The 19,046-nt window shown below is 56.8% G+C and carries 19 protein-coding genes; 9 read left to right on the forward strand and 10 right to left on the reverse strand.

Annotated features, from left to right (window positions below; all coding sequences use genetic code 11):
* Position 1: 1 nt before the first annotated feature.
* Positions 2-1,090 (reverse strand): oxidoreductase, encoded by a 1,089-nt coding sequence (locus ABIB59_RS10750; RefSeq protein WP_354035377.1) that lies wholly within the window; start codon positions 1,088-1,090, stop codon positions 2-4.
* Positions 1,091-1,250: 160 nt separating this feature from the next.
* Between ABIB59_RS10750 and ABIB59_RS10755 the strand changes: the two genes are divergently transcribed.
* The 4 genes from ABIB59_RS10755 to ABIB59_RS10770 all read left to right on the forward strand — a co-directional run bounded on the left by ABIB59_RS10755 (position 1,251) and on the right by ABIB59_RS10770 (position 6,218).
* Positions 1,251-2,753 (forward strand): sugar ABC transporter ATP-binding protein, encoded by a 1,503-nt coding sequence (locus ABIB59_RS10755; RefSeq protein ID WP_354035379.1) that lies wholly within the window; start codon positions 1,251-1,253, stop codon positions 2,751-2,753.
* Positions 2,750-3,745, forward strand: coding sequence for an ABC transporter permease (locus tag ABIB59_RS10760; RefSeq protein WP_041852176.1), 996 nt, complete (start codon positions 2,750-2,752; stop codon positions 3,743-3,745). Before ABIB59_RS10755 ends, ABIB59_RS10760 begins: the two co-directional genes overlap by 4 nt.
* 18 nt (positions 3,746-3,763) lie before the next feature.
* A complete protein-coding gene (locus tag ABIB59_RS10765; RefSeq protein ID WP_041852175.1) occupies positions 3,764-4,828 on the forward strand; it encodes a sugar ABC transporter substrate-binding protein in 1,065 nt (354 codons plus the stop codon).
* 145 nt (positions 4,829-4,973) lie between these two features.
* Complete coding sequence (locus tag ABIB59_RS10770) at positions 4,974-6,218, forward strand: LVIVD repeat-containing protein (RefSeq protein WP_071193893.1); 1,245 nt, start codon at positions 4,974-4,976, stop codon at positions 6,216-6,218.
* A gap of 239 nt (positions 6,219-6,457) precedes the next feature.
* Here ABIB59_RS10770 and mtnK read toward each other — a convergent pair whose 3' ends face one another.
* Positions 6,458-7,657 (reverse strand): S-methyl-5-thioribose kinase, encoded by a 1,200-nt coding sequence (gene mtnK / locus ABIB59_RS10775; RefSeq protein ID WP_041852173.1) that lies wholly within the window; start codon positions 7,655-7,657, stop codon positions 6,458-6,460.
* A 106-nt stretch (positions 7,658-7,763) separates the two neighbouring features.
* On the opposite strand from mtnK, the gene mtnA reads away from it, so the two are divergent.
* On the forward strand, positions 7,764-8,783 hold the full coding sequence (mtnA, locus tag ABIB59_RS10780; RefSeq protein WP_071193891.1) for an S-methyl-5-thioribose-1-phosphate isomerase: 1,020 nt from the start codon (positions 7,764-7,766) through the stop codon (positions 8,781-8,783).
* A gap of 114 nt (positions 8,784-8,897) precedes the next feature.
* On the opposite strand, the gene ABIB59_RS10785 is transcribed toward mtnA, so the two are convergent.
* Both ABIB59_RS10785 and ABIB59_RS10790 read right to left on the reverse strand, forming a co-directional pair.
* On the reverse strand, positions 8,898-9,749 hold the full coding sequence (locus ABIB59_RS10785; RefSeq protein WP_354035382.1) for a Vmh family MBL fold metallo-hydrolase: 852 nt from the start codon (positions 9,747-9,749) through the stop codon (positions 8,898-8,900).
* A gap of 8 nt (positions 9,750-9,757) precedes the next feature.
* Positions 9,758-10,411 carry a DsbA family protein gene (locus ABIB59_RS10790; protein WP_232034353.1) on the reverse strand — a complete coding sequence of 218 codons (654 nt, stop codon included), beginning with the start codon at positions 10,409-10,411 and terminating at the stop codon, positions 9,758-9,760.
* A 107-nt stretch (positions 10,412-10,518) separates the two neighbouring features.
* Between ABIB59_RS10790 and ABIB59_RS10795 the strand changes: the two genes are divergently transcribed.
* Positions 10,519-11,397: a LysR family transcriptional regulator gene (locus ABIB59_RS10795; protein ID WP_125125113.1), complete on the forward strand. Its 879-nt coding sequence runs from the start codon at positions 10,519-10,521 to the stop codon at positions 11,395-11,397.
* On the opposite strand, the gene ABIB59_RS10800 is transcribed toward ABIB59_RS10795, so the two are convergent.
* Complete coding sequence (locus ABIB59_RS10800; RefSeq protein ID WP_354035385.1) at positions 11,394-12,323, reverse strand: LysR family transcriptional regulator; 930 nt, start codon at positions 12,321-12,323, stop codon at positions 11,394-11,396. The genes ABIB59_RS10795 and ABIB59_RS10800 overlap by 4 nt on opposite strands.
* A 223-nt stretch (positions 12,324-12,546) precedes the next feature.
* On the opposite strand from ABIB59_RS10800, the gene ABIB59_RS10805 reads away from it, so the two are divergent.
* On the forward strand, positions 12,547-13,971 hold the full coding sequence (locus ABIB59_RS10805) for a M20 family metallopeptidase (protein ID WP_354035387.1): 1,425 nt from the start codon (positions 12,547-12,549) through the stop codon (positions 13,969-13,971).
* Positions 13,968-15,242 carry an MFS transporter gene (locus tag ABIB59_RS10810; protein WP_354035389.1) on the forward strand — a complete coding sequence of 425 codons (1,275 nt, stop codon included), beginning with the start codon at positions 13,968-13,970 and terminating at the stop codon, positions 15,240-15,242. Before ABIB59_RS10805 ends, ABIB59_RS10810 begins: the two co-directional genes overlap by 4 nt.
* Before the next feature lie 33 nt (positions 15,243-15,275).
* Here ABIB59_RS10810 and ABIB59_RS10815 read toward each other — a convergent pair whose 3' ends face one another.
* Positions 15,276-15,728: a hypothetical protein gene (locus ABIB59_RS10815; protein WP_107223628.1), complete on the reverse strand. Its 453-nt coding sequence runs from the start codon at positions 15,726-15,728 to the stop codon at positions 15,276-15,278.
* Between the two features lie 206 nt (positions 15,729-15,934).
* Between ABIB59_RS10815 and ABIB59_RS10820 the strand changes: the two genes are divergently transcribed.
* Positions 15,935-16,267: an SdpI family protein gene (locus tag ABIB59_RS10820; RefSeq protein ID WP_222555690.1), complete on the forward strand. Its 333-nt coding sequence runs from the start codon at positions 15,935-15,937 to the stop codon at positions 16,265-16,267.
* 127 nt (positions 16,268-16,394) lie between these two features.
* Here ABIB59_RS10820 and ABIB59_RS10825 read toward each other — a convergent pair whose 3' ends face one another.
* The 4 genes from ABIB59_RS10825 to ABIB59_RS10840 form a co-directional block, all read right to left on the reverse strand.
* Positions 16,395-16,958 carry a hypothetical protein gene (locus ABIB59_RS10825; protein ID WP_071193884.1) on the reverse strand — a complete coding sequence of 188 codons (564 nt, stop codon included), beginning with the start codon at positions 16,956-16,958 and terminating at the stop codon, positions 16,395-16,397.
* A 139-nt stretch (positions 16,959-17,097) separates the two neighbouring features.
* Complete coding sequence (locus ABIB59_RS10830; protein ID WP_071193883.1) at positions 17,098-17,640, reverse strand: 1,2-dihydroxy-3-keto-5-methylthiopentene dioxygenase; 543 nt, start codon at positions 17,638-17,640, stop codon at positions 17,098-17,100.
* Positions 17,637-18,326, reverse strand: a complete 690-nt coding sequence (gene mtnC / locus ABIB59_RS10835; RefSeq protein ID WP_041852163.1) for an acireductone synthase — start codon at positions 18,324-18,326, stop codon at positions 17,637-17,639. The genes ABIB59_RS10830 and mtnC overlap by 4 nt, the downstream gene beginning before the upstream one ends.
* Positions 18,326-18,937: a methylthioribulose 1-phosphate dehydratase gene (locus tag ABIB59_RS10840; protein WP_354035392.1), complete on the reverse strand. Its 612-nt coding sequence runs from the start codon at positions 18,935-18,937 to the stop codon at positions 18,326-18,328. Before ABIB59_RS10840 ends, mtnC begins: the two co-directional genes overlap by 1 nt.
* Between the last annotated feature and the right edge of the window lie 109 nt (positions 18,938-19,046).

The following is a 19,046-nucleotide window of genomic DNA, read 5'->3' on the forward strand; positions in this document are numbered from 1 at the left end:
ATCAGCGGGTAAAATGTTCGACTTTTTCAAACGCTGCGCGCAGCGTGGCGGGAGTGAGCTCGCCCGGCAGATAGTGAATGGATTCGACCGGGCGCAGGGTATGGGCAATCACCCGCTCCAGCTCGTCATTATTGTTGATGTCCACCTCCAGGGCCGCCAGCGTGGTGGGCAGGTTAAAACGCTTATAGGCGTTCACGAGCTGCGCCAGCACATCATCCTGACCGAGCAGGGCGCTTTGCACCAGAATACCGTAGGCTACTTTGGTGCCGTGCAGGAATTTCTCTGTTTGCGGCAATACTGTCAGACCGTTGTGAACGGCGTGCGCCGCGGCAACACGGGTATAGCGCTCGCCGAGTCCGCCCACCATACCGCCACCGGCGATAATCGCATCCACCACGTCACGAAACGCCTGCGTCACGTCGCCACGCGCCTGATCCGCCAGCGCTTCTTCGCTACTGGCGAGTAACACATCGCGAATCGCCAGCGCGTTATTAATCCCCAGACGTACCGTCAGCGGCAGCTTTTCCGGCACAGGCGCCAGCACCACCGCTTCATACCATTTCGCGAGCGTATCGCCGATCCCCGCCAGCAGATATTCCGCAGGGGCATTAAGGATGATCTGCGGTTCGACCAGCACCAGGAAATTGGCGTCATCGAAAATCTCGAACTGTAGCGCCTGACCGGCGTCGTTGTACCAGACGGAGAGCGGCGTCCAGGCAGCACAGGTTGCCGCAATGGTCGGAATTGCCACCACGGGCAAACCTAAACGACGCGCCACCGCTTTGGCTGTATCCAGCAGGGCGCCGCCGCCTACGCCTATCACGACCGCGCGATCGTCACCGGACAACTGCGCCAGCTCCGCCACGTCATGCTCGCTGCAATGGCCTTTGAACAACAGATGCTTCGCGCCCGGTGCGTTAAAGCCCTCCGGCAGGAACGGACGCGCCCCTTCAATGGCGCGCTCGCCGTAAATCCACACCGCACGGGAAAGTTGCTCAGCCGTATAAAAATCATGGAGATGCGCGAGACTTCCCGCGTGTGAGAAATAGTTAGCCGGGCCGGTGACGACGCGAATATTGGTGTTGCTCATTTGTTGTGTCCTTGTGTACTATCGCTAACCTGATGTTATGTCTGGACATCCGGATGGCTAATATTATTTTGCTTTATCTTATGCCTTTTCTGTCGTTGCCAGTCAAGGCGGCCTATGAAAAATTCGTCAAATAAACTTATTTATCAGGAACTCGCGTCGGATGAGCACTAACCACCTCGAAATGCGCACTATCAGCCTCGCGTTTGGCGGGTTCAGCGCATTGTCGCATGTTGATTTCACCCTGCGCGGCGGTTCCGTTCATGCACTCACGGGCGCGAACGGTGCAGGAAAATCGACCCTGATGGCGGTGCTGTGTGGCACGCATGACCACTACGAGGGCGAGATCGCCATTAATAACCAGCCGGTCTCCATTCGAACCCCGCGTGACGCGAAACAGCTTGGTATTCATCTGGTGCAGCAGGAAGTGGACGTGGCGCTCATCCCCGGCCTGTCGATTGCTGAAAACATCATGCTCGACAGACTGGCGGAACCGGGGCACGCCTGGCACTGGGGCGAAGTGCGTAAATTCGCACAGGATGCCCTGGCACAACTGGATGTGTCGCTGGATGTGCGTCGCTCTATCGATACCTGCACCCTGGCGGAGAAGCAGCAAATCCTGCTGGCGCGCGCGTTGTCTCATCATTGCCGCTTTTTGATTCTGGATGAACCTACCGCGCCTCTCGATCAACACGAGAGCGAGCGCCTGTTCACCGTGGTGCGACGTCTGCAACAGCAGGGCATCGGCGTGGTGTTTATCTCCCACCGCATCCATGAACTGAAAGCGATTTGCGACACCCTGACCGTGCTGCGTGACGGCAAGCTCATTGAGTCTGGCCCGATGGCGGAACTGAGCGGCGAGCAAATCGTTGAGAAGATGCTCGGTCATGAACTGAGTGATATCTACCCGCCCAAGCGCCCGCCGCACAGCGATGAAGTGCTCTTGAGTATTGACGGCCTGCATGACGAGAAACTGCTAAAAGACATCTCTTTGCGCCTGCGCAAAGGGGAGATTCTGGGCATTGCCGGGCTGGCTGGCGCGGGTAAAACCGAGCTGTGCAAGGCGCTGTTTGGTGCGAGCAAAAGTAAAGTCACGCGTGGCGAGCTTAATAGTCAGCCGTGGCGACCACGCGACCCGGCGGATTCCGTATTACGCGGTATGGCGCTGGTGCCGGAAGAGCGGCGCAAAGAGGGCATCTTCATTGAAGAGCCTATTGCCATGAACCTTTCGGTGAGCGCGGACAACTCTTTTTCCCGCTGGAGCCTGTTCGGCCATCGTAAGTCCTGGCGTTGGGCGCAAGAAGTGATAGCCCGCGTCGGCGTGCGCACTACCGGGCCGGGGCAGACCTTGCGTCGCCTGTCCGGCGGTAACCAGCAAAAAGTGGCGATTGGCAAATGGCTGCGCGGCAACGCCAACGTGGTGATTTTTGACGAGCCGACCAAAGGGGTCGATGTGAAAGCCAAAACCGACCTGTTCCAGTTGATTGACGGGCTGGCGCGGGAAGGAAAAGGCGTGATTTATGCCTCCGGGGAGTTTTCCGAACTGGTGGGCCTGTGCGACCGCATTTGTGTGCTCTGGGATGGGCGCATTGTCGCAGAAGTGAAGGGCGAGGAGGCCCGCGAAGAGACTTTACTTTATTTTTCCACCGGAGGAACGGCAGCGTGAGCAAAGCCCTTTCAGTTAAGGCTGCGGTGTCATCCCGTCAGCAGTTTTTCGATTTTCTTTATAAATGGGGCATGCTGCTGACGGTGGTCGCGCTGGTCGTCATCTTCGGTCTGGCATCGGATAACTTCCTCGACCCGTTCAACATCATCAACATCTTACGCTCCATCGCCATCGTCACGGTAATTGGGGTGGGGGTCTCCATTTCGCTGACTATCGGTGGTTTCGATCTGTCCGTCGGTTCAACCGCTTCACTGGCAAACGCGCTGGTGATTTCACTCTTCGTCTGGCATGGCTTTGGTACCACCGAAGCCATTCTGGTGACGCTGGCGCTCTGTACGCTGGTGGGGCTGTTTAACGCGTTTTTAATTGTGGTGCTGCGTATTCCCGACATGCTGGCGACGCTCGGCAGCCTGTTTGTGATTCAGGGCGTGGCGATGACCTACAGCTATGGCGGTTCGATCACCGAAAACATGGTGCTACCGAGTGGCGACATGGCAGAAGGGGCGATCCCGGCGGCGTTTGGTTTGCTCGGCCAGGTGCCGACCATTGTCATCATCATGCTGGCGGTGACCATTGTGGCGCAGCTTGGCCTGTCGCTGACCACCCACGGGCGCCGTATGTATGCCATTGGCGGCAACCCGGAAGCGGCGCGTTTATCCGGTATTCGCACCACCCGTTACAAAGTGGCGGCCTATGTGATTGCCTCACTGCTGGCGGGCTTAGGCGGTATTCTGCTGGCTTCGCGCATTGGTTCTTCGCAGGTGAACGCCGGTGGCGGCTACCTGATGGATGCGGTTGCGGCGGCGTGGATTGGCTTTTCGCTGGCCGGTTCCGGCAAGCCGAATGCGCTCGGCACGCTGGTGGGGGCAGTGATTCTCGGCGTGCTCTCTAACGGACTGGTGATGCTCTCCGTTCCGTATTACGCCATGGACATTATTAAGGGGCTGGTGCTGGCCGGTGCCCTTGCGTTGACTTACTTCCAGCGTCGTTAATTATTCAGGGGATAACAGATGAAAAAGATAGCACTCTCTTTACTGACGCTGGGATTACTGAGCGCGCTGCCGGGTTATGCGGCGACGCCTGCCCCGGTTCCGGACGCCATTGCTAACCATAGCGGCCCGATTCGCATTGCGCTGATCCGTAACCTCGGTTCCGATGACAACACCACCCAGTTTGTGTCCGGCGCGTTGCAGGAAGGCAAAAAACTCGGGTTTAAAATCAGCACCTTCCTGAGCAACGGCGATGACGCTAAGTTCCAGGACTTCGTGAACCAGGCCATCACCCAGAAATATGATGGCATCATCCTCTCGCAGGGCCGTGATCCGTACTCCACTGCGCTGATTAAAAAAGCGGTCGATGCCGGGATCAAAGTCTCGGTGTTCGATACCGCTGTGAACGGTGAAATCCCTGGCGTGACCGTCACCCAGCAGGACGATGCCTCTCTGACCAAACTCTCCTTTGGCGCGCTGGCTAAAGACTTCAACGGCAAAGCCAACATCATCAAGCTGTGGGTCGCCGGTTTCCCGCCAATGGAGCGCCGTCAGGCCGCCTATGCTGAATTGCTGAAAGAGTATCCGGGTATTAAAGAGCTGGAATCTATTGGCGCGGTCTCTTCCGACGTGCAGGGCGATACCGCCAACAAAGTGGGCGCGGTGCTGGCGAAATACCCGAAAGGGCAGATTGATGCTATCTGGGGTACCTGGGATGCCTTTAGCCAGGGGGCCTATAAAGCGCTGAAAGAGAACGGCCGTACCGAGATCAAGCTCTACAGTATCGACGTGTCGAACCAGGATCTGCAACTGATGCGCGAGTCCAACAGCCCGTGGAAAGTGAGCGTGGCGGTGGATCCGAAGCTGATTGGCGCGACCAACGTGCGTCTGGTTGCCAACAAGATTGCCGGCGAACAGACCCCTGCGACCTACGACTTTAAAGCCGCCGCCATTCCACAGGCGCTGCTGGCGGCGCAGCCGGGTGCGGTGAACGTAGCATCACTGGCGAAAATCATCCCAGGCTGGGGCCAGACCGAAGACTTTATCGCGCCGTGGTTCGCTACCCTGGAAGCAAAAGCGAAGTAACGGATGCTTTCCCCCTCCCTCACCGGGAGGGCGGCCTGCTCTTCTCCCTGTCCTCAGGGGGAAGGCAGTTTGCTTTTCTCCCTCTCCCGTGGGAGAGGGTTGGGGTGAGGGCATCAGGCCGCGCCCCGGCTTAAAAGGAACAACAATGGCAACTGAACTCCCACGCCCGGAATACAGCCGTAATATGCGGCTGATTGGTCATAGCGACCAGGGTGGACGCCCGGACGGCGTACAACTGATGGTGCATCGCGGCTATGCCTACATCGGCCACATGGTTTCGCAGGGCTTTTCTATTGTCGATGTGCGCGACCCCAAAAATCCCAAACCTGCAGGTTATGTTCCGGCCCCTCCCGGTACCTGGAACGTGCACTTGCAGGCGCATGACGATCTTCTGCTGGTGATCAACGCCCGCGACCTCTTTGCTGACGCCCGCTTTGCCGATGAAAAAGTCTATTACACCCGCTCGGTGGGTGAGACGGTCAGTGACGTACAGGACAAAGGCTGGAGCGCCGGGCTGCGCATTTTTGATATCTCCACGCCGGACAAACCGCGTGAAATCAGCTTTCTGTCACTCAGCGGCATCGGTATTCACCGCATTTGGTATGTAGGCGGACGCTGGGCCTATGTCTCTGCGCTGATTGATGGCTTTACCGATTATATTTTCCTGACTATCGATCTGGCCGATCCGCGTAAGCCGGAAGTGGCGGGGCGCTGGTGGCTGCCGGGGATGAACCAGGCGGCTGGCGAAACGCCGGACTGGGAGGCGGGGAAACGCTATGCGCTGCACCATGCGATTATCGCGGGCGATACCGCCTACGGGAGCTGGCGCGACGGTGGGTTGACGCTGCTGGATGTGAAAGACCGCACTCAACCGACGCTCATTAGTCACCGCAACTGGAGTCCGCCGTTTGGCGGTGGCACCCATACCGCGCTGCCGTTGCCGGATCGTGATCTGCTTGTGGTGCTTGATGAAGCGGTGCTGGATAACCAGGAGGACGGTGAGAAGCTGATTTGGCTGTTTGATATTCGCGAACCGTCAAACCCGGTCAGTATCTCCACTTTCCCGCAGCCGGATGAGATTGACTATGTGGCGAAAGGGGCGCACTTCGGACCGCATAACCTGCACGAAAACCGTCCGGGGAGCTTTATCAGTTCGACGCTGATTTTTGCCACTTATCAGAACGCCGGTGTGCGTGCCTATGATATTTCCAATCCCTATCGTCCGGTGGAAACCGGGGCGCTGGTGCCTGCCGCACCGGCGAAAATGATGGATACGCGTCCAGGCCGCCCGCAGGTGATCCAGTCCTGTGATGTGTTTGTGGATGCGCAGGGGGTGATTTACAGCACGGATTACAACGGCGGTTTGTCGGTGATTGAGTACCTGGGGTGACACAACCCTCACCCTAACCCTCTCCCTGAGGGAGAGGGGATCGATCTGCACCCGCTTTTATCCCTCTCCCCGTGGAAGAGGGGATCGATCTGCACCTGCTTTTCTCCCTCTCCCTGTGGGAGAGGGGATCGATCTGCACCTGCTTTTCTCCCTCTCCCCGTGGGAGAGGGGATCGAGCTGCACCCGCTTTTATCCCTCTCCCCGTGGGAGAGGGCCGGGGTGAGGGCACCAGCACGCACTCAACTATACTGACGCACCCGGGCAATCAGTTCATCCACGCTGTCAATGCGCGGGGCGATCACAATCAGCACCTTACCAAGCGCAATAGCATGGCGCAGGCATTCGTGGCGCATCTCTTCATCGGCGATGGTGTCGATATCCGCAACATGCGAGAGGCCCACGCTGCGGCGAATCAGCTCGGTACCGCAGAAGCCGACCGCATCCGTCCACACTTTTTTGAGAAACTCAGACGCATAGCCCGGTACGCTCAGGGCGGCATCTTGCGTTTTCTCGCGTGCCAGCGCCTGGAAACGCTCGGCGAATGTTGACCAGAGTTCCTGAATATCTTTCAGACGCTGCTCACGCGCCGCTGCCGCATCCCGAATGCCCAGGTGGCCCGGCAGGCCGCAGTAGTTAAGCAGCAAATTCCCGATTGCCGTACCGATATCAAAGCCGATTGGACCAAAATAGCCGAACTCGGCGTCAATGGCTTTCAGGCTGCCTTCGGCAACGAAAATGGAGCCGCTGTGAATATCGCCGTGCAACAGCGCTTCGGCATGCGAGAAGAAGCTGTGCTTGAGGGAGGCGACCGCCAGCTTGAGCTGCGTATCCTGACGCAGGGCGTCAACGTCGGCCTCCAGGGCTGCCGGGTAGTTATTACGTTCATGGACCTGATAGGGATCGTTAAAGAACAGGTCTTCGGTGATCTCGCACATTTCCGGGTTAATAAACTGCGCGACCTGGGCTTTTTTCACATGCGGATGCAGGTAAAAATCGCTGGTATGGAACAGCGTTTGCGCCAGATATTCACCTAACTGGCGTGCGGCCTGCGGGTAGTAAACGTTTTTAATCAGCTCGCTGCGCCAGATGCGATGGTCAGAGAGATCTTCCATAACCATCACCGCCAGCTCCGGGTCGTAATGCAGAATATTGACCGTGTGCTGCGGGGCGTGTTTATAGTGCTCGACCAGCGTTTGCGCTTCCAGACGTGCGCGATCAAGGGTTAGCGGCCAGGACTCCCCAACGCAGCGCACATAGGGCAGCGCCTGTTTAACGATAATGCGGCTTACGCCCTGACTATCAAAAATCTTAAATACCAGGTTCAGGTTACCGTCGCCGACCTCCTGCGCTTCAACCAGTTCGGACGGCGTGTCCAGACCACCAAATTGTTGTGCATACGCCACAGCATCCTGGGCGTTGAAGGTACGGTATTGCGACATTGCCAGTTCCTCATGTTCTTATGCTAATAAAGCCATTCAGACGTCTATACATCTGGATTTCATCCTGACACAATACGATACAACAACGCAACAGGGATTTAACGCTATGCAGACATTACAGACCACCAGCCTGCGGGTTGTTGATAACCAACTCTTTATTCTTGACCAGCAGGCGCTGCCGCAGGAAAAACGCTGGCTGCCAGCGGATTCGGTGGCTTTGCTGGTGGAACATATTCATGCGTTACGCGTGCGCGGCGCGCCGTTGATTGGCCTCTCCGCCAGTCTGCTGTTGGCGCTATTGGCGGAAAAGGGGGCGAACCGTGACGTGCTGGCCCAGTCGCTGGAGACCCTGCGTGCCTCGCGCCCGACGGCGGTCAACCTGATGAACAATCTCGACCGAATGAAACAGGCGCTGGCACACGAAGATTTCGTTCCGGCGCTGGTGGCAGAGGCGCTGCGCTTGATTGCAGAAGATAAAGCCTTGTGCGACAGCATCGCGCAGGCGGGCAGCGAGCTTGTGAAACCGGGCAGCCGCTTGTTAACGCATTGCAACACCGGGGGGCTGGCGACCGCTGGCGTCGGTACGGCGCTGGGTGTTATTGCGCTGGCCCATCAGCAGGGCAAGGTGGCGAATGTCTGGGTGGATGAGACGCGTCCGTTGTTGCAGGGCGGGCGTTTGACGGCCTGGGAGTTAGGCGAACTTGGGGTGCCCTATCAGTTAATTACCGACTCGATGGCCGCCAGCCTGATGGGCAAAGGGCAGGTGGACGCGATTTGGGTGGGGGCAGACAGGATTGCCGCTAACGGCGATGTCGCCAACAAAATCGGCACCTACTCCCTGGCGGTATTAGCGAAATTCCACGGCATTCCGTTTTATGTTGCCGCACCGCAAACCACGCTGGATCCGAACTGCCCGAACGGCGAGGCGATTCCTATCGAGCAGCGCGCTGCGAGTGAAGTGACGGGTGTTGCCGGGAGCTTTGGCGCCGTGCAGTGGGCGCCGGAAAATGCGCAGGTCTATAACCCGGCTTTTGACGTCACGCCCGCCGCACTTATCAGCGGCTGGGTGCTCGACAGCGGCGTGGTCACACCTGAGCAGGTGAGTGGCGGGTTTTTTGCCCGCTGAGGCGGTCTTTGGCCCTCATCCGTTTTCTCCCGAATGGCGGCGTAAACGCGTGATTCGGGCTACCGTCTGAAAACGTAGCCCGGCTAAGCACAGCGCCAGCCGGGATGTTTGCCGTTACCACTTCATCTCGCCGGTGTTCACCTTTGCGCTCAACTCCAGCGAGCTCTCATCCGCAAGCCCAGGATACGCGGCTTTCATCGCCTCGATCACGGCCGCTGAGCCCTTCTGATGGTTCAGTGTCTGTTCGAATGTTTTCAAATAATCATGGGTGAAAGTAATCGCCCCATCGCCTGCCGGGCGTTCACCCAGGTAGTGACCCGGAATAACCTGTCGGGGTTTCAGTGCCTGCATTTCGCGTAATACGTTCATCCATCCCTGGCGAATGACCGGGGTCTGGGTATCTGCCGTCCAGACATGAATTCCTGACGCAATACCGGTGCCGCCTAAAATGGCCTTGTTCGCCGGGATCCAGATATAGGCGGCATAATCACCTGCGTGTTTCAGCTCCAGCGTTTCCCCGTCGACGGTAAAACGTGTGGTGGTGGTTGCCTGCGGAACGATAAGTGTCGTTGGCGCGCCATCTTTCATCTGCGGCCCCCAGAAGGCCAGTTTGGCCTCTTTCGTTGCCTTGATATGGTCAACCACCGCTTTGGACGCCACCACTTTTGCCTGTGGGAAGGCTTTTACCAGCGGTTCGAGACCAAAATAAAAATCCGGGTCGCCAGAGGTGATCACAATCTCTTTTAGCGTTTTGCCACGCGCTTTGATGAGCTTCACCAGTTCCTCGCCATCTTTAACGCTGAACTGCGCATCAAACAGCACGGCTTCTTTCGGCCCGGAGACCAGCGTTGAAGAGACCGGGAAAATGCCTTTTTCCTGCGGGTTATACACATCCAGTTGCAGTGGTGCGGCAAATACCGGTGCGGCGGCCAGCGACAGTAACAGGGTGGCGGATTTTGCGTTCATGGCATTCCTTAATGGCTAAGTGAAGAGAGAAGGGGACTAACCAGTGTGAAAAATGCCTCTGGTTGCCCGTAATAACGCGAGACAGGTAAGAGCGTGTACTGCCCGTCTTTATTGATGAATACTGCGGTGGGGAAGCCCTGGCCTCCCGTTTGTGCCATCAGCATTCGTCCATATTGAATGGCATCCAGCGCTTCATTTTCTGGAATTTGCCCCAGCATGATGTCTGGCCCAACGGATCGACTCAGTACTTCATTGACCACATCGGCGTGGGTAATGTCCTGCCCCTGTTCGTACCAGGCGCGCTGTACAGTATTCAGAAACTGGATATCGCTACCGGGAGTCGCAAAGCGTTGTGCAGCCAGAAGCCCACGGCTGGCGGGGAGGGAATCCAGCACAATCTCGCTGTTCGCCAGCAACTGCGTGCGGTAATCGCTGCCGAAAGTCATGCCGGTTAAAGCAGCGATACGCGCATCATGTTCATGAACATGCGAGAGCCACCCGGCGTCGAGCTTTCTGCGCCGGGTGCCGATGAATAATCCCCCCGGTAAAATATGCTGTTGCGTAAAATCCTGAGCCACACGGTTGAGCAAGGGCAATGCGCCATAGCTCCAGCCGCAAAGCGGATCGATTATCCAGTAAAGGCCGGGTTGAAATCCCATCATGCAGTTCTCCAGAGAGTCAGTGATCACCATTCTACGGATTGCAGCTTCTGCTACTATTCCTGAAACAATTCATGCTGTGTTTCGTAAAACGATCAAATGGAGTGGCAATGGACAGGATCATGGCGGCAATGACCTACAACCGGATTTGCGAACTGGGCAGCCTGAGCGCGGCGGCACGTTCGCTGGGTATTTCACGCCCGATGGTCAGCCGCTATCTGGATGAAATGGAAAAATGGGCCGGGGCGCGCTTGATTCATCGCTCGACGCGGCGGCTAACGTTAACCCCCGCCGGTGAGAAAATCCTTGAGAAAACGCGGCAACTGGCTTCTCTGTCGCAAGACATTGAAGGTGACGCCACGCGCCTGACGCCTTCGGGCACGCTGCGTATTGCCTGCGCCCACTTTACGGCGACCCACCTGCTGGGGCCGGTGATCCCAGCGTTTCTGGCGCGCTACCCGGCGCTGCGCATTGAAGTGGATATTAATAATCAGCCGGTCAGCCTGGTGGGTGAGCGCATCGACCTTGCGATACGGATAACCAATTCCCCGGAACCTGGGGTGATTGCCCGCGCGCTGGGGGAATGCCGTTCGGTATTGTGTGCCTCACCGGGCTACCTTGCGAGAGCCGGGCAGCCTGAAACCCTTGACGATCTCGCTCAGCACAATTGTCTGCATTACAGCCGCTTTTCAGGACAATCATGGACGTTTCGCGATCCGGAAAAGGGCACTGTTGCCGTTGCGGTTAATGGTAATTTCAGCGCCGGGATATCGTCTTTGCTGTGCGATATGGCGATGGCGGATGTAGGGCTGGCGCTGGTGCCGGAAATTGAGGCGCGCATGGGGCTTCAGAGCGGACAACTGGTCAGCGTACTGCCGCAACTGGAGCCGCAGCCGCTGGGCATTTATGGGTTATATCAATCCCGCGATCATCAGCATGCGGCGCTCGGCCTGTTTCTCGATGCGATTAAGCAGCATCTCGCCGCTTAAGCCGGGGTCAGTTCCGCCATCCACTGCTTATGTTCTCTGTCCAGCTCCAGGACGGTAAGTTCGAGGAAAGCATTGACCGCAGTCGGTCGGTGTTTGCTTCCCGGCACCTGAATCTGCAAAGTGCGCTGGCTTAGCGACGAGTTATTGATCGTTTTAAGCGTCATGCCATCCTGCTTTGCGCGCCACAATACGCTGAAATGGCTACACACGGTCAGGGCATCGGGTGTATGACGGGTAAAACCGTACAGGGCGGCAAAATTATTGCTGCTGAACGCCGGTTCCAGAAAGGTGCCCGCCATGCGACAGGAGAGATCAAAAAGCTGGCGCAGCGTGGTGCCCGCCTCCGGGAGAACCAGCGGATAGTGGTGCAAATCTTCCATCGCCACACCCGGCTGCGACACCAATGGATGCTCATCCGCCAACAGCAACAGTACCGGCGCGGGCCAGGCGGCAATAATTTCCACGTCCCGTTCAGGCGCGAGGCTGAACTGAAATGCGACATCACAATCATTGCGCCGGACCCACTCTGCCACCTGCATCGCCGTGCCGACCTGCAAATCAAAACTCACCGCAGGGTGTTGCTGACGAAAACGCGCCAGTACTCCTGGCAACAGGTCAAACGCCATGCCCTCGGTACAGGCAATACGTACCAGGGCTTTGCGCACCGCTTTCAGCCCCTGAATTTCGGCCATCGCAAATTCCATATCGCGCATGTTTTTGCGCACATGGTTAGCCAGAATCTGCCCGGCATCGGTTAAAACCATACCGCGCGAATGCCGTTCAAAGAGCGTGACGCCCAGCCGGGTCTCCAGCTTGTGGATTTGTCGGCTGATGGCGGAACCCGCCACGTAAAGCTGCTCGCTGGCGGTGCTGAGAGAGCCGGTGGTGGCCACCGCAAAAAAGTAGCGTAGTTCATTGCTCAACATAGATGAATCCTCTGCGATGCCCTGAGATTGTGCAGTGTACCCTTATCAAAAAAGCAACGCCAAATTACAATTATTATTATTGTGGCAAGGCTCTGTTCTGGTTTAGAACAAAAAGACAACAACATCTCATTGCGCCATCGGCAGCAAATGAACCCTGAAAAATTCGCGTTGCAGCCACGCAACTGCGGCTCGACATTTGACGGGGACAGACAGGGCAAACAACATGACAACACAACAGATCATCGACCAGGCGCTGGCGTGGTTCGACAGCGGCCATTTTAAAAGCATCCTTGCCAGCCGGGTGGCAATCCCCAGCGAAAGCCAGCGTAATGACAGGGATGACGCGCTCACACGCTATTACAACGACGTATTCATTCCCGCTTTTCAGGAATTGGGCTTTACGACCGAGGTGATTGCTAACCCGGTCAATGCCGCCCGACCATTTTTACTCGCCAGCCGCGAAGAAGACCCGACGCTGCCCACCGTGATGTGCTACGGACATGGCGATGTGGTCTTCGGTGACGATGCACGCTGGGCCGAAGGGCTTTCGCCGTGGACGCTGGTCGAGCGTGATGGCAACTGGTACGGACGCGGTACGGCTGACAACAAAGGTCAACATTCGGTTAACCTCGCCGCACTGGAGCAGGTTTATCACGCGCGTAATGGTCGGCTGGGGTTTAACTGCGTCTGGCTGTGTGAAATGGGTGAAGAGGTGAGTTCGCCAGGGCTGGCCGCCATCTGCGAACAACTTAAAGCACGCATCAATGCAGACCTGTTTATCGCCTCTGATGGACCGCGCCTGAGTGCAGAGCGCCCGACGCTATTCCTCGGTTCACGTGGCTGCGCCAACTTCCGTCTGACCATTAATGCGCGCGCCAAAGATTATCACTCTGGCAACTGGGGCGGGCTGCTGAGCAACCCCGGTACGCAACTGGCAAACGCCATCGCGAGCCTGGTGGATGGTAAAGGCGAAATCCAGATTGCGGCGCTGAAACCGCCCGCCTTAACGCCGGAACTGAAAGCCATTCTGGCGGATATCACCCCGGCACGTGGCGAAAACGATCCCATCACCGACCCGAACTGGGGCGAGCCCGGATTGTCGGCGGCAGAAAAACTGTTTGGCTGGAATACCCTGGAAGTGCTCTCTTTCCTGACAGGGAATCCGGCACAGCCCATGAACGCGATCCCGGGGCAGGCGACAGCAGTCTGCCAGTTGCGCTTTGTGGTGGGGACCGACTGGGAACATCTGGAGCAGGCGGTTCGTGCGCATCTGGACGCGCACGGCTTTTCTATGGTGGCCATCAGCGAAGTGCGCGGCACCCCTGCAACGCGCTTTGATCCGACCGATCCGCTGGTGAACTGGACGCTTGGGGCGATGGCGGAGACGACCGGCAAGAAACCGGCCCTTTTGCCGAACCTCGGCGGCTCGCTGCCTAATGATGTGTTTGCTGGTATTTTGGGCCTGCCAACGCTGTGGGTGCCGCATTCGTACCCGGCCTGCGGCCAGCATGCGCCGGACGAGCACCTGCCGATTGCCATTGCCCGCGAGGGGCTGGCGATCATGACCCGCCTGTTCTGGGATTTGGGCGAGCGGGGAGCGGCACTGCTTGCCAGCCATCAGGCGCATCAGAATGGAGGTGCAAAATGACAACTCTCGCCCGTGAGACAGAGCAGGGCAGCGTGCGCCCGAACCTGGCGAAAACGCTTTTTGCCACCTGTATTGGTAATGCCCTGGAGTGGTTTGATATTGCAGTGTACGGCTTCTTTGCCAGCTATATCGCTCAGGTCTTTTTCCCGACGACTAATCCAACGGTCTCTCTGCTGCTCGCTTTCGGTAGCTTTGGTATCGCCTTTTTGATTCGCCCGCTGGGGGCGGTGGTGCTGGGCGCTTATGCCGATAAACACGGTCGTAAGGCCTCGCTGCTGCTCTCTATCAACCTGATGATGCTGGGCGGGGCGATGATCACCTTTATGCCCGGTTATGCCACCCTCGGTGTGGCCGCGCCGCTGCTGATTTTGCTGGCGCGCCTGATTCAGGGCTTCTCCGCAGGCGGTGAGTTTGGTAGTTCGACGGCGTTTCTGGTGGAGCACTTCCCGGAGCGTAAGACCTTTATCGCCAGTTGGCAGTTCGCCACTCAGGGGGCCAGTACGCTGATGGCATCCGCATTTGGTCTGGGGCTGGCTCACTGGCTGACGCCGGAGCAGTTGCTGGACTGGGGATGGCGCGTGCCGTTCGCCTTTGGTCTGCTGATTGGCCCGGTTGGACTGTGGATCCGTCGCCATGTGCACGAGCCTGAAGCGTATGTTGAGATCGAGAAGCCGCGTCATCCGGTGAAGCAACTGCTGGGTTCGCAAAAACGCCTGTTGGCGCTGGCGATTGGTCTGATGGTGGTCTCCACGGCAATTAACTACATGCTCAATTATGTGCCGACCTGGGCGACCAAAAGTCTTGGCCTGCCCGCGTCATCCGCCTACAGCGCGACCTTGCTGGCCGGGGTGATTCTTACCGTGGTGACGCCGATAGGTGGCCTGCTGGCGGAGCGTGTCGGGCGTGAGCGTCTGCTATGGACCGCGTTGGGCCTGCTGGCGTTTACGCTGCTGCCCGCATTCTGGCTGACCAGCCTGAATGTCACGCCCCTGTCGCTTTCACTGCTGGTGGGATGGATGGCGCTGTTGAAATCCATCTACTTCTCGACCATTCCGTCGGTGATGGCGGATATTTTCCCGGTATCGACCCGGGCCAGTGGGATGTCCATCAGTTACAACATCGCCGTCACGGTATTCGGCGGGTTTGCGCCATTTATCTGTACGCTGCTTATCAGCGCAACCGGCAGCCACTTCGCACCGGGCTTCTACCTGATGGTTACCGTGTTCCTGAGCGTTGCCGCGCTGTGGCATACGCAAAAACAACTTCGTTAATCAGCAAGCTGCCCCTCTCTGTCCGGAGAGGGGTTATCCCTGTGCGCCGGAACCCGGCAAAATCACCTGAGAATTATCAATTTCACTGTTTGGCGTCTGCGGCGCACTTTTTTTGCTGCTGACGATATTGTTTTCATAACGCGGCGGAGTAATGACCGGATAGACGTAGCTTTCCTGTTCCGAACATTGCACAGGATCGCGCGAACCCGCATAAAACAGATAGTACTGATGGGAGTTGGGAAAATAGGCCAGATCGTCGCCATTGCCAAAGGTGGTGGTCCAGAATGGCACTCCGGCTTTGGTGTGGCTTTGCAATTTGCCCGAGGCGACCTGGAAGTGATCGCCCCATTTCATGGTGATGAGATAGTAATCAAAAAAGGAGACGGTGATGGCCCCACGGGGCGGGCAGTTAAGTTTGACGGCGTCGTCCGCACGTGCCGCCAGTGCCGGTAAGGTCAGTAATAATAAATACAGGGGATATTTCACGCATCCATTCTCGAGGCCGTAAGGTCAGGGGAGGAATCCTACGGTGTTGGGCCGTGGCATGACCAGCAGCAAGCTGTTACATCTCCCTCTAAAGTTAATCAAAATATGACGTTACTCTTATTCGTCCGTTAATTTTCCTCTACCATCCATCATGACAGTGAATATCCCTTTTTCGGGGATATAGGCGTTTAAAGGGAGAGTCGCTGATGGATATGAATTTTATCTGGCTGAGTATCACCAGTCTGATATTAATGGCTATTGCCATTCCGCTGCTTTTGCAGAAGGTGAAACCGAACCGCTGGTATGGGATAAGAACCGCGCGAACGCGCAATGATGACGAGCTGTGGTATCGGGCCAATCGTCTGTATGGCATGGCGATGCTGACAGCGGGCGTGGTATTTTTTGTGCTCTCGGCCATCCTCGGGAATTGGCGTCCGGGTGAGGATAACCAAAAGATAAGCCTGGTATTGTTTATGCTTGAAGTGCTGTTGCCTGTGTTCTTTACCCAGGCGAGAGCGAGGATCCTGGCGCGGAAATGATGCGCCTGGCGTTTCCCGGCTGGCGCTGCGCTTAGCCGGGCTACGAGCAAGCCCGATTCAGCGAGCGGTGGCCCGGATAGGGCGGTTACGCCGCCATCCGGGGGCCGGTATCGCTGCGGGCAATCCCTTAAACACAGGGTCCCTTCGCGCAACCGTACATCATCACCAGCGGGAAAATGGGGATCATCAACGGCGCCATATAACTCACATTCTGTTCGGTTTTGTCGGTGATCGTCACCGTCACAGGAGGATCCAGTCTGGTCGCGTCAGCGGTAGAGTAATGCAGGCTTCCATCATAAGTGCCTTTGGCTTTAAACACGGCGACCATCGTTTTCCCGGACTCCATCACATGCGCGTTATAATGATATTTGAGCCTGTCCTTCTGGGCGGATGTTAACTGTGTCGCATCGACAATCGCGCGATATTCCGCCGTGACATCTTTATCTTTCACCACAAAGTAGACCGCCACACCGGGGCTTTTATCCCCGAACTCGTCATAAAAGGCTTTGTAGTCGTTATAAACATCACGGGTCTTATCACGTTTAAAGACATAGCCGTACTTGTCTGACATGACCGTAATATTATTTTCCGTCACCCGCAGGTAGTCGAGAGTGTCCTCTTTCGGCATTGGCACCGTGGTGGCGCAACCGCTCAGCACCATCGCCAGGAGCATCAATATGATTTTCTTCATTCTTCCTTCCCTGTGAATCGCATTCGCAAAAAGAGCAAGTATAGGCCGGGTTTAGCAGGAGAAAAGACAGGCTACAGGAATGGGTAGGGGCCAAAAAAAGCCCCGCGTGAATGCAGGGCCACAACAAGGGGGCGGGAACTCACGCCAGCCGCGGATAGTTTTCCGCAATCGCATCGCCGGTGAACTGTGCGATCCAGCCTTCCGGGTTGTCGAAAATGCGAATGGCGGTAAAGTTCGGCTCGGAACCCATATCAAACCAGTGCGGGGTACCGGCGGGCACGGAGATCAGGTCGTTCTTCTCGCACAATACCTGGTACACCTCGTCACCAATATGCAGGCAGAACAGCCCGGCGCCTTCCACGAAGAAACGTACTTCGTCTTCGCCGTGGGTGTGTTCGTTGAGGAATTTTGCGCGTAGCGCCTCTTTTTGCGGATTATCGGCACGCAGGCTGATCACATCCCAGCTCTGGTAGCCCTTCTCAGCAACGAGTTTGTCGATCGCGTGCTGGTAGGCGACGATCACCGTCTCCGGTGATGGATCTGCGCCCAGGTCACGGTCGGCTTCCCAACGTTCAAAACGGACGCCTTTGGCGTTCAGCTTTTGCTGAATCCCGGCGGCGTCGGTGCTTTGCCAGACAGGCTTGCTGGCGTCTTTGTCAGAATAAATCGTCAGTGCGCTCATGAGGGGATCTGCTCCGGCTTAATATGGTCGAAAGAGGGAACCTGGTGATGATGGCTCGCCGCGTCATGGTCGCCGCGAATCAGTTGTATGGTTCGTAAACCGGCCTGCGCTGCGGCGTCCAGCTCCTGATGGATATCAGAGAGGAACAGGATCTGCCCCGGCGGCACGCCAAGTTGTTCAGCGATATTGCGATAGGACTGAACCTCGCGCTTTGCCCCTACCAGGGTGTCGAAGTAGCCGCTGAACAGATGAGTAATATCACCTTCGTCGCTGTAGCCAAATAACAGTTTTTGCGCTGCCACTGAGCCAGAGGAATAAACATAAAGATCAATACCTTTGGCTTTCCATTTTTCCAGCGCGGGCAACACGTCCGGGTAAAGATGACCGGTGAAGTCGCCATTGACGTAGCCATCACGCCAGATAATGCCCTGTAGCGCTTTCAGTGGCGTGGATTTACGGTCCTCATCCATAAACTGCACAAGCGTATCAAGCAGATCGGCGGTGGTTGCCTCCGGCTGGGCTATCTCTTCACGCAGGTTATCGAGAATGGTTTTTACCGGCTCGATATACTGCTGCGCGTTCAGAAAAGCCGGCAGACGTTCGCGGGCATAGGGAAATAATACGTTGTGCACAAAGCGAATATCGCTGGTGGTACCTTCTATGTCGGTAACTATCGCGCGGATCATTATTTCTCCAGCAGACGGCGCTGCATTTCGCATTCAAATAAAAATTCCAGCCCTTCCAGATGGCGACGCGCTTCAGCCACATCGCGCCCCCAGCAGGTCAGACCGTGACCACGCAGCAAAAAGCCATAGTTCAAGGGGCGTTCTTGCGCGTAATGTTCAATATGGCGGGCGAGGGCATCAATATCCTGGGCGTTATCGAAAATTGCAATCGGCACGGTATCAAGATGGGTGGTTTGCCCGCGCAGGGATTTTTGCATTTCGAAGCCGCTGATGAGCAATTCAGGGGCACGCTCAACGCGTGACAGTACGGTGGCATTCACCGTATGGACATGTAGCACCGCATTCGCATTCGGGAACAGGCGGTAAATCAGCGTGTGCAGGCCCGTTTCCGCTGACGGCTTACGCCCCGACGGCGCATGGTTATCGGCGATCGACACTTGCAGGAAGTCCGCTGTCGTCAGGCTGCCTTTGTCTTTACCGGATTCGCTCAGCCAGCACCATTGTGCATCTTCACGCACCGACATATTGCCGCCGGTGGCAGGGGACCAGCCTTTCTGGCCTATCCAGTGACAGGCGTTAACGAGCTCATGGAGTTGCAGGTTGTTTGTCATAGTCTTCCTGGTTGCGCGTCGGCAGGAATAATCTTATGGTTTAGACGTCTAAGCGTCTTGATTGCCAAATACTAACATCGTGTTATAGTGGCAGCAACATCAGTATTAC

The sequence above is a fragment of the Citrobacter sp. UYEF32 genome, from assembly GCF_040546205.1.
Taxonomy (GTDB): domain Bacteria; phylum Pseudomonadota; class Gammaproteobacteria; order Enterobacterales; family Enterobacteriaceae; genus Phytobacter; species Phytobacter diazotrophicus.

What these genes read in the sequence shown, in the direction of transcription:
- ABIB59_RS10795 (WP_125125113.1), top strand. Translation starts at nt 10,519, where the DNA reads ATGGACAGGATCATGGCGGCAATGACCTACAACCGGATTTGCGAACTG.
- ABIB59_RS10790 (WP_232034353.1), bottom strand. Translation starts at nt 10,411, where the DNA reads ATGATGGGATTTCAACCCGGCCTTTACTGGATAATCGATCCGCTTTGC.
- ABIB59_RS10825 (WP_071193884.1), bottom strand. Translation starts at nt 16,958, where the DNA reads ATGAAGAAAATCATATTGATGCTCCTGGCGATGGTGCTGAGCGGTTGC.
- ABIB59_RS10840 (WP_354035392.1), bottom strand. Translation starts at nt 18,937, where the DNA reads ATGACAAACAACCTGCAACTCCATGAGCTCGTTAACGCCTGTCACTGG.
- ABIB59_RS10750 (WP_354035377.1), bottom strand. Translation starts at nt 1,090, where the DNA reads ATGAGCAACACCAATATTCGCGTCGTCACCGGCCCGGCTAACTATTTC.
- ABIB59_RS10785 (WP_354035382.1), bottom strand. Translation starts at nt 9,749, where the DNA reads ATGAACGCAAAATCCGCCACCCTGTTACTGTCGCTGGCCGCCGCACCG.
- mtnC (WP_041852163.1), bottom strand. Translation starts at nt 18,326, where the DNA reads ATGATCCGCGCGATAGTTACCGACATAGAAGGTACCACCAGCGATATT.
- ABIB59_RS10755 (WP_354035379.1), top strand. Translation starts at nt 1,251, where the DNA reads ATGAGCACTAACCACCTCGAAATGCGCACTATCAGCCTCGCGTTTGGC.
- mtnK (WP_041852173.1), bottom strand. Translation starts at nt 7,657, where the DNA reads ATGTCGCAATACCGTACCTTCAACGCCCAGGATGCTGTGGCGTATGCA.
- mtnA (WP_071193891.1), top strand. Translation starts at nt 7,764, where the DNA reads ATGCAGACATTACAGACCACCAGCCTGCGGGTTGTTGATAACCAACTC.
- ABIB59_RS10770 (WP_071193893.1), top strand. Translation starts at nt 4,974, where the DNA reads ATGGCAACTGAACTCCCACGCCCGGAATACAGCCGTAATATGCGGCTG.
- ABIB59_RS10820 (WP_222555690.1), top strand. Translation starts at nt 15,935, where the DNA reads ATGGATATGAATTTTATCTGGCTGAGTATCACCAGTCTGATATTAATG.
- ABIB59_RS10830 (WP_071193883.1), bottom strand. Translation starts at nt 17,640, where the DNA reads ATGAGCGCACTGACGATTTATTCTGACAAAGACGCCAGCAAGCCTGTC.
- ABIB59_RS10805 (WP_354035387.1), top strand. Translation starts at nt 12,547, where the DNA reads ATGACAACACAACAGATCATCGACCAGGCGCTGGCGTGGTTCGACAGC.
- ABIB59_RS10810 (WP_354035389.1), top strand. Translation starts at nt 13,968, where the DNA reads ATGACAACTCTCGCCCGTGAGACAGAGCAGGGCAGCGTGCGCCCGAAC.
- ABIB59_RS10765 (WP_041852175.1), top strand. Translation starts at nt 3,764, where the DNA reads ATGAAAAAGATAGCACTCTCTTTACTGACGCTGGGATTACTGAGCGCG.
- ABIB59_RS10800 (WP_354035385.1), bottom strand. Translation starts at nt 12,323, where the DNA reads ATGTTGAGCAATGAACTACGCTACTTTTTTGCGGTGGCCACCACCGGC.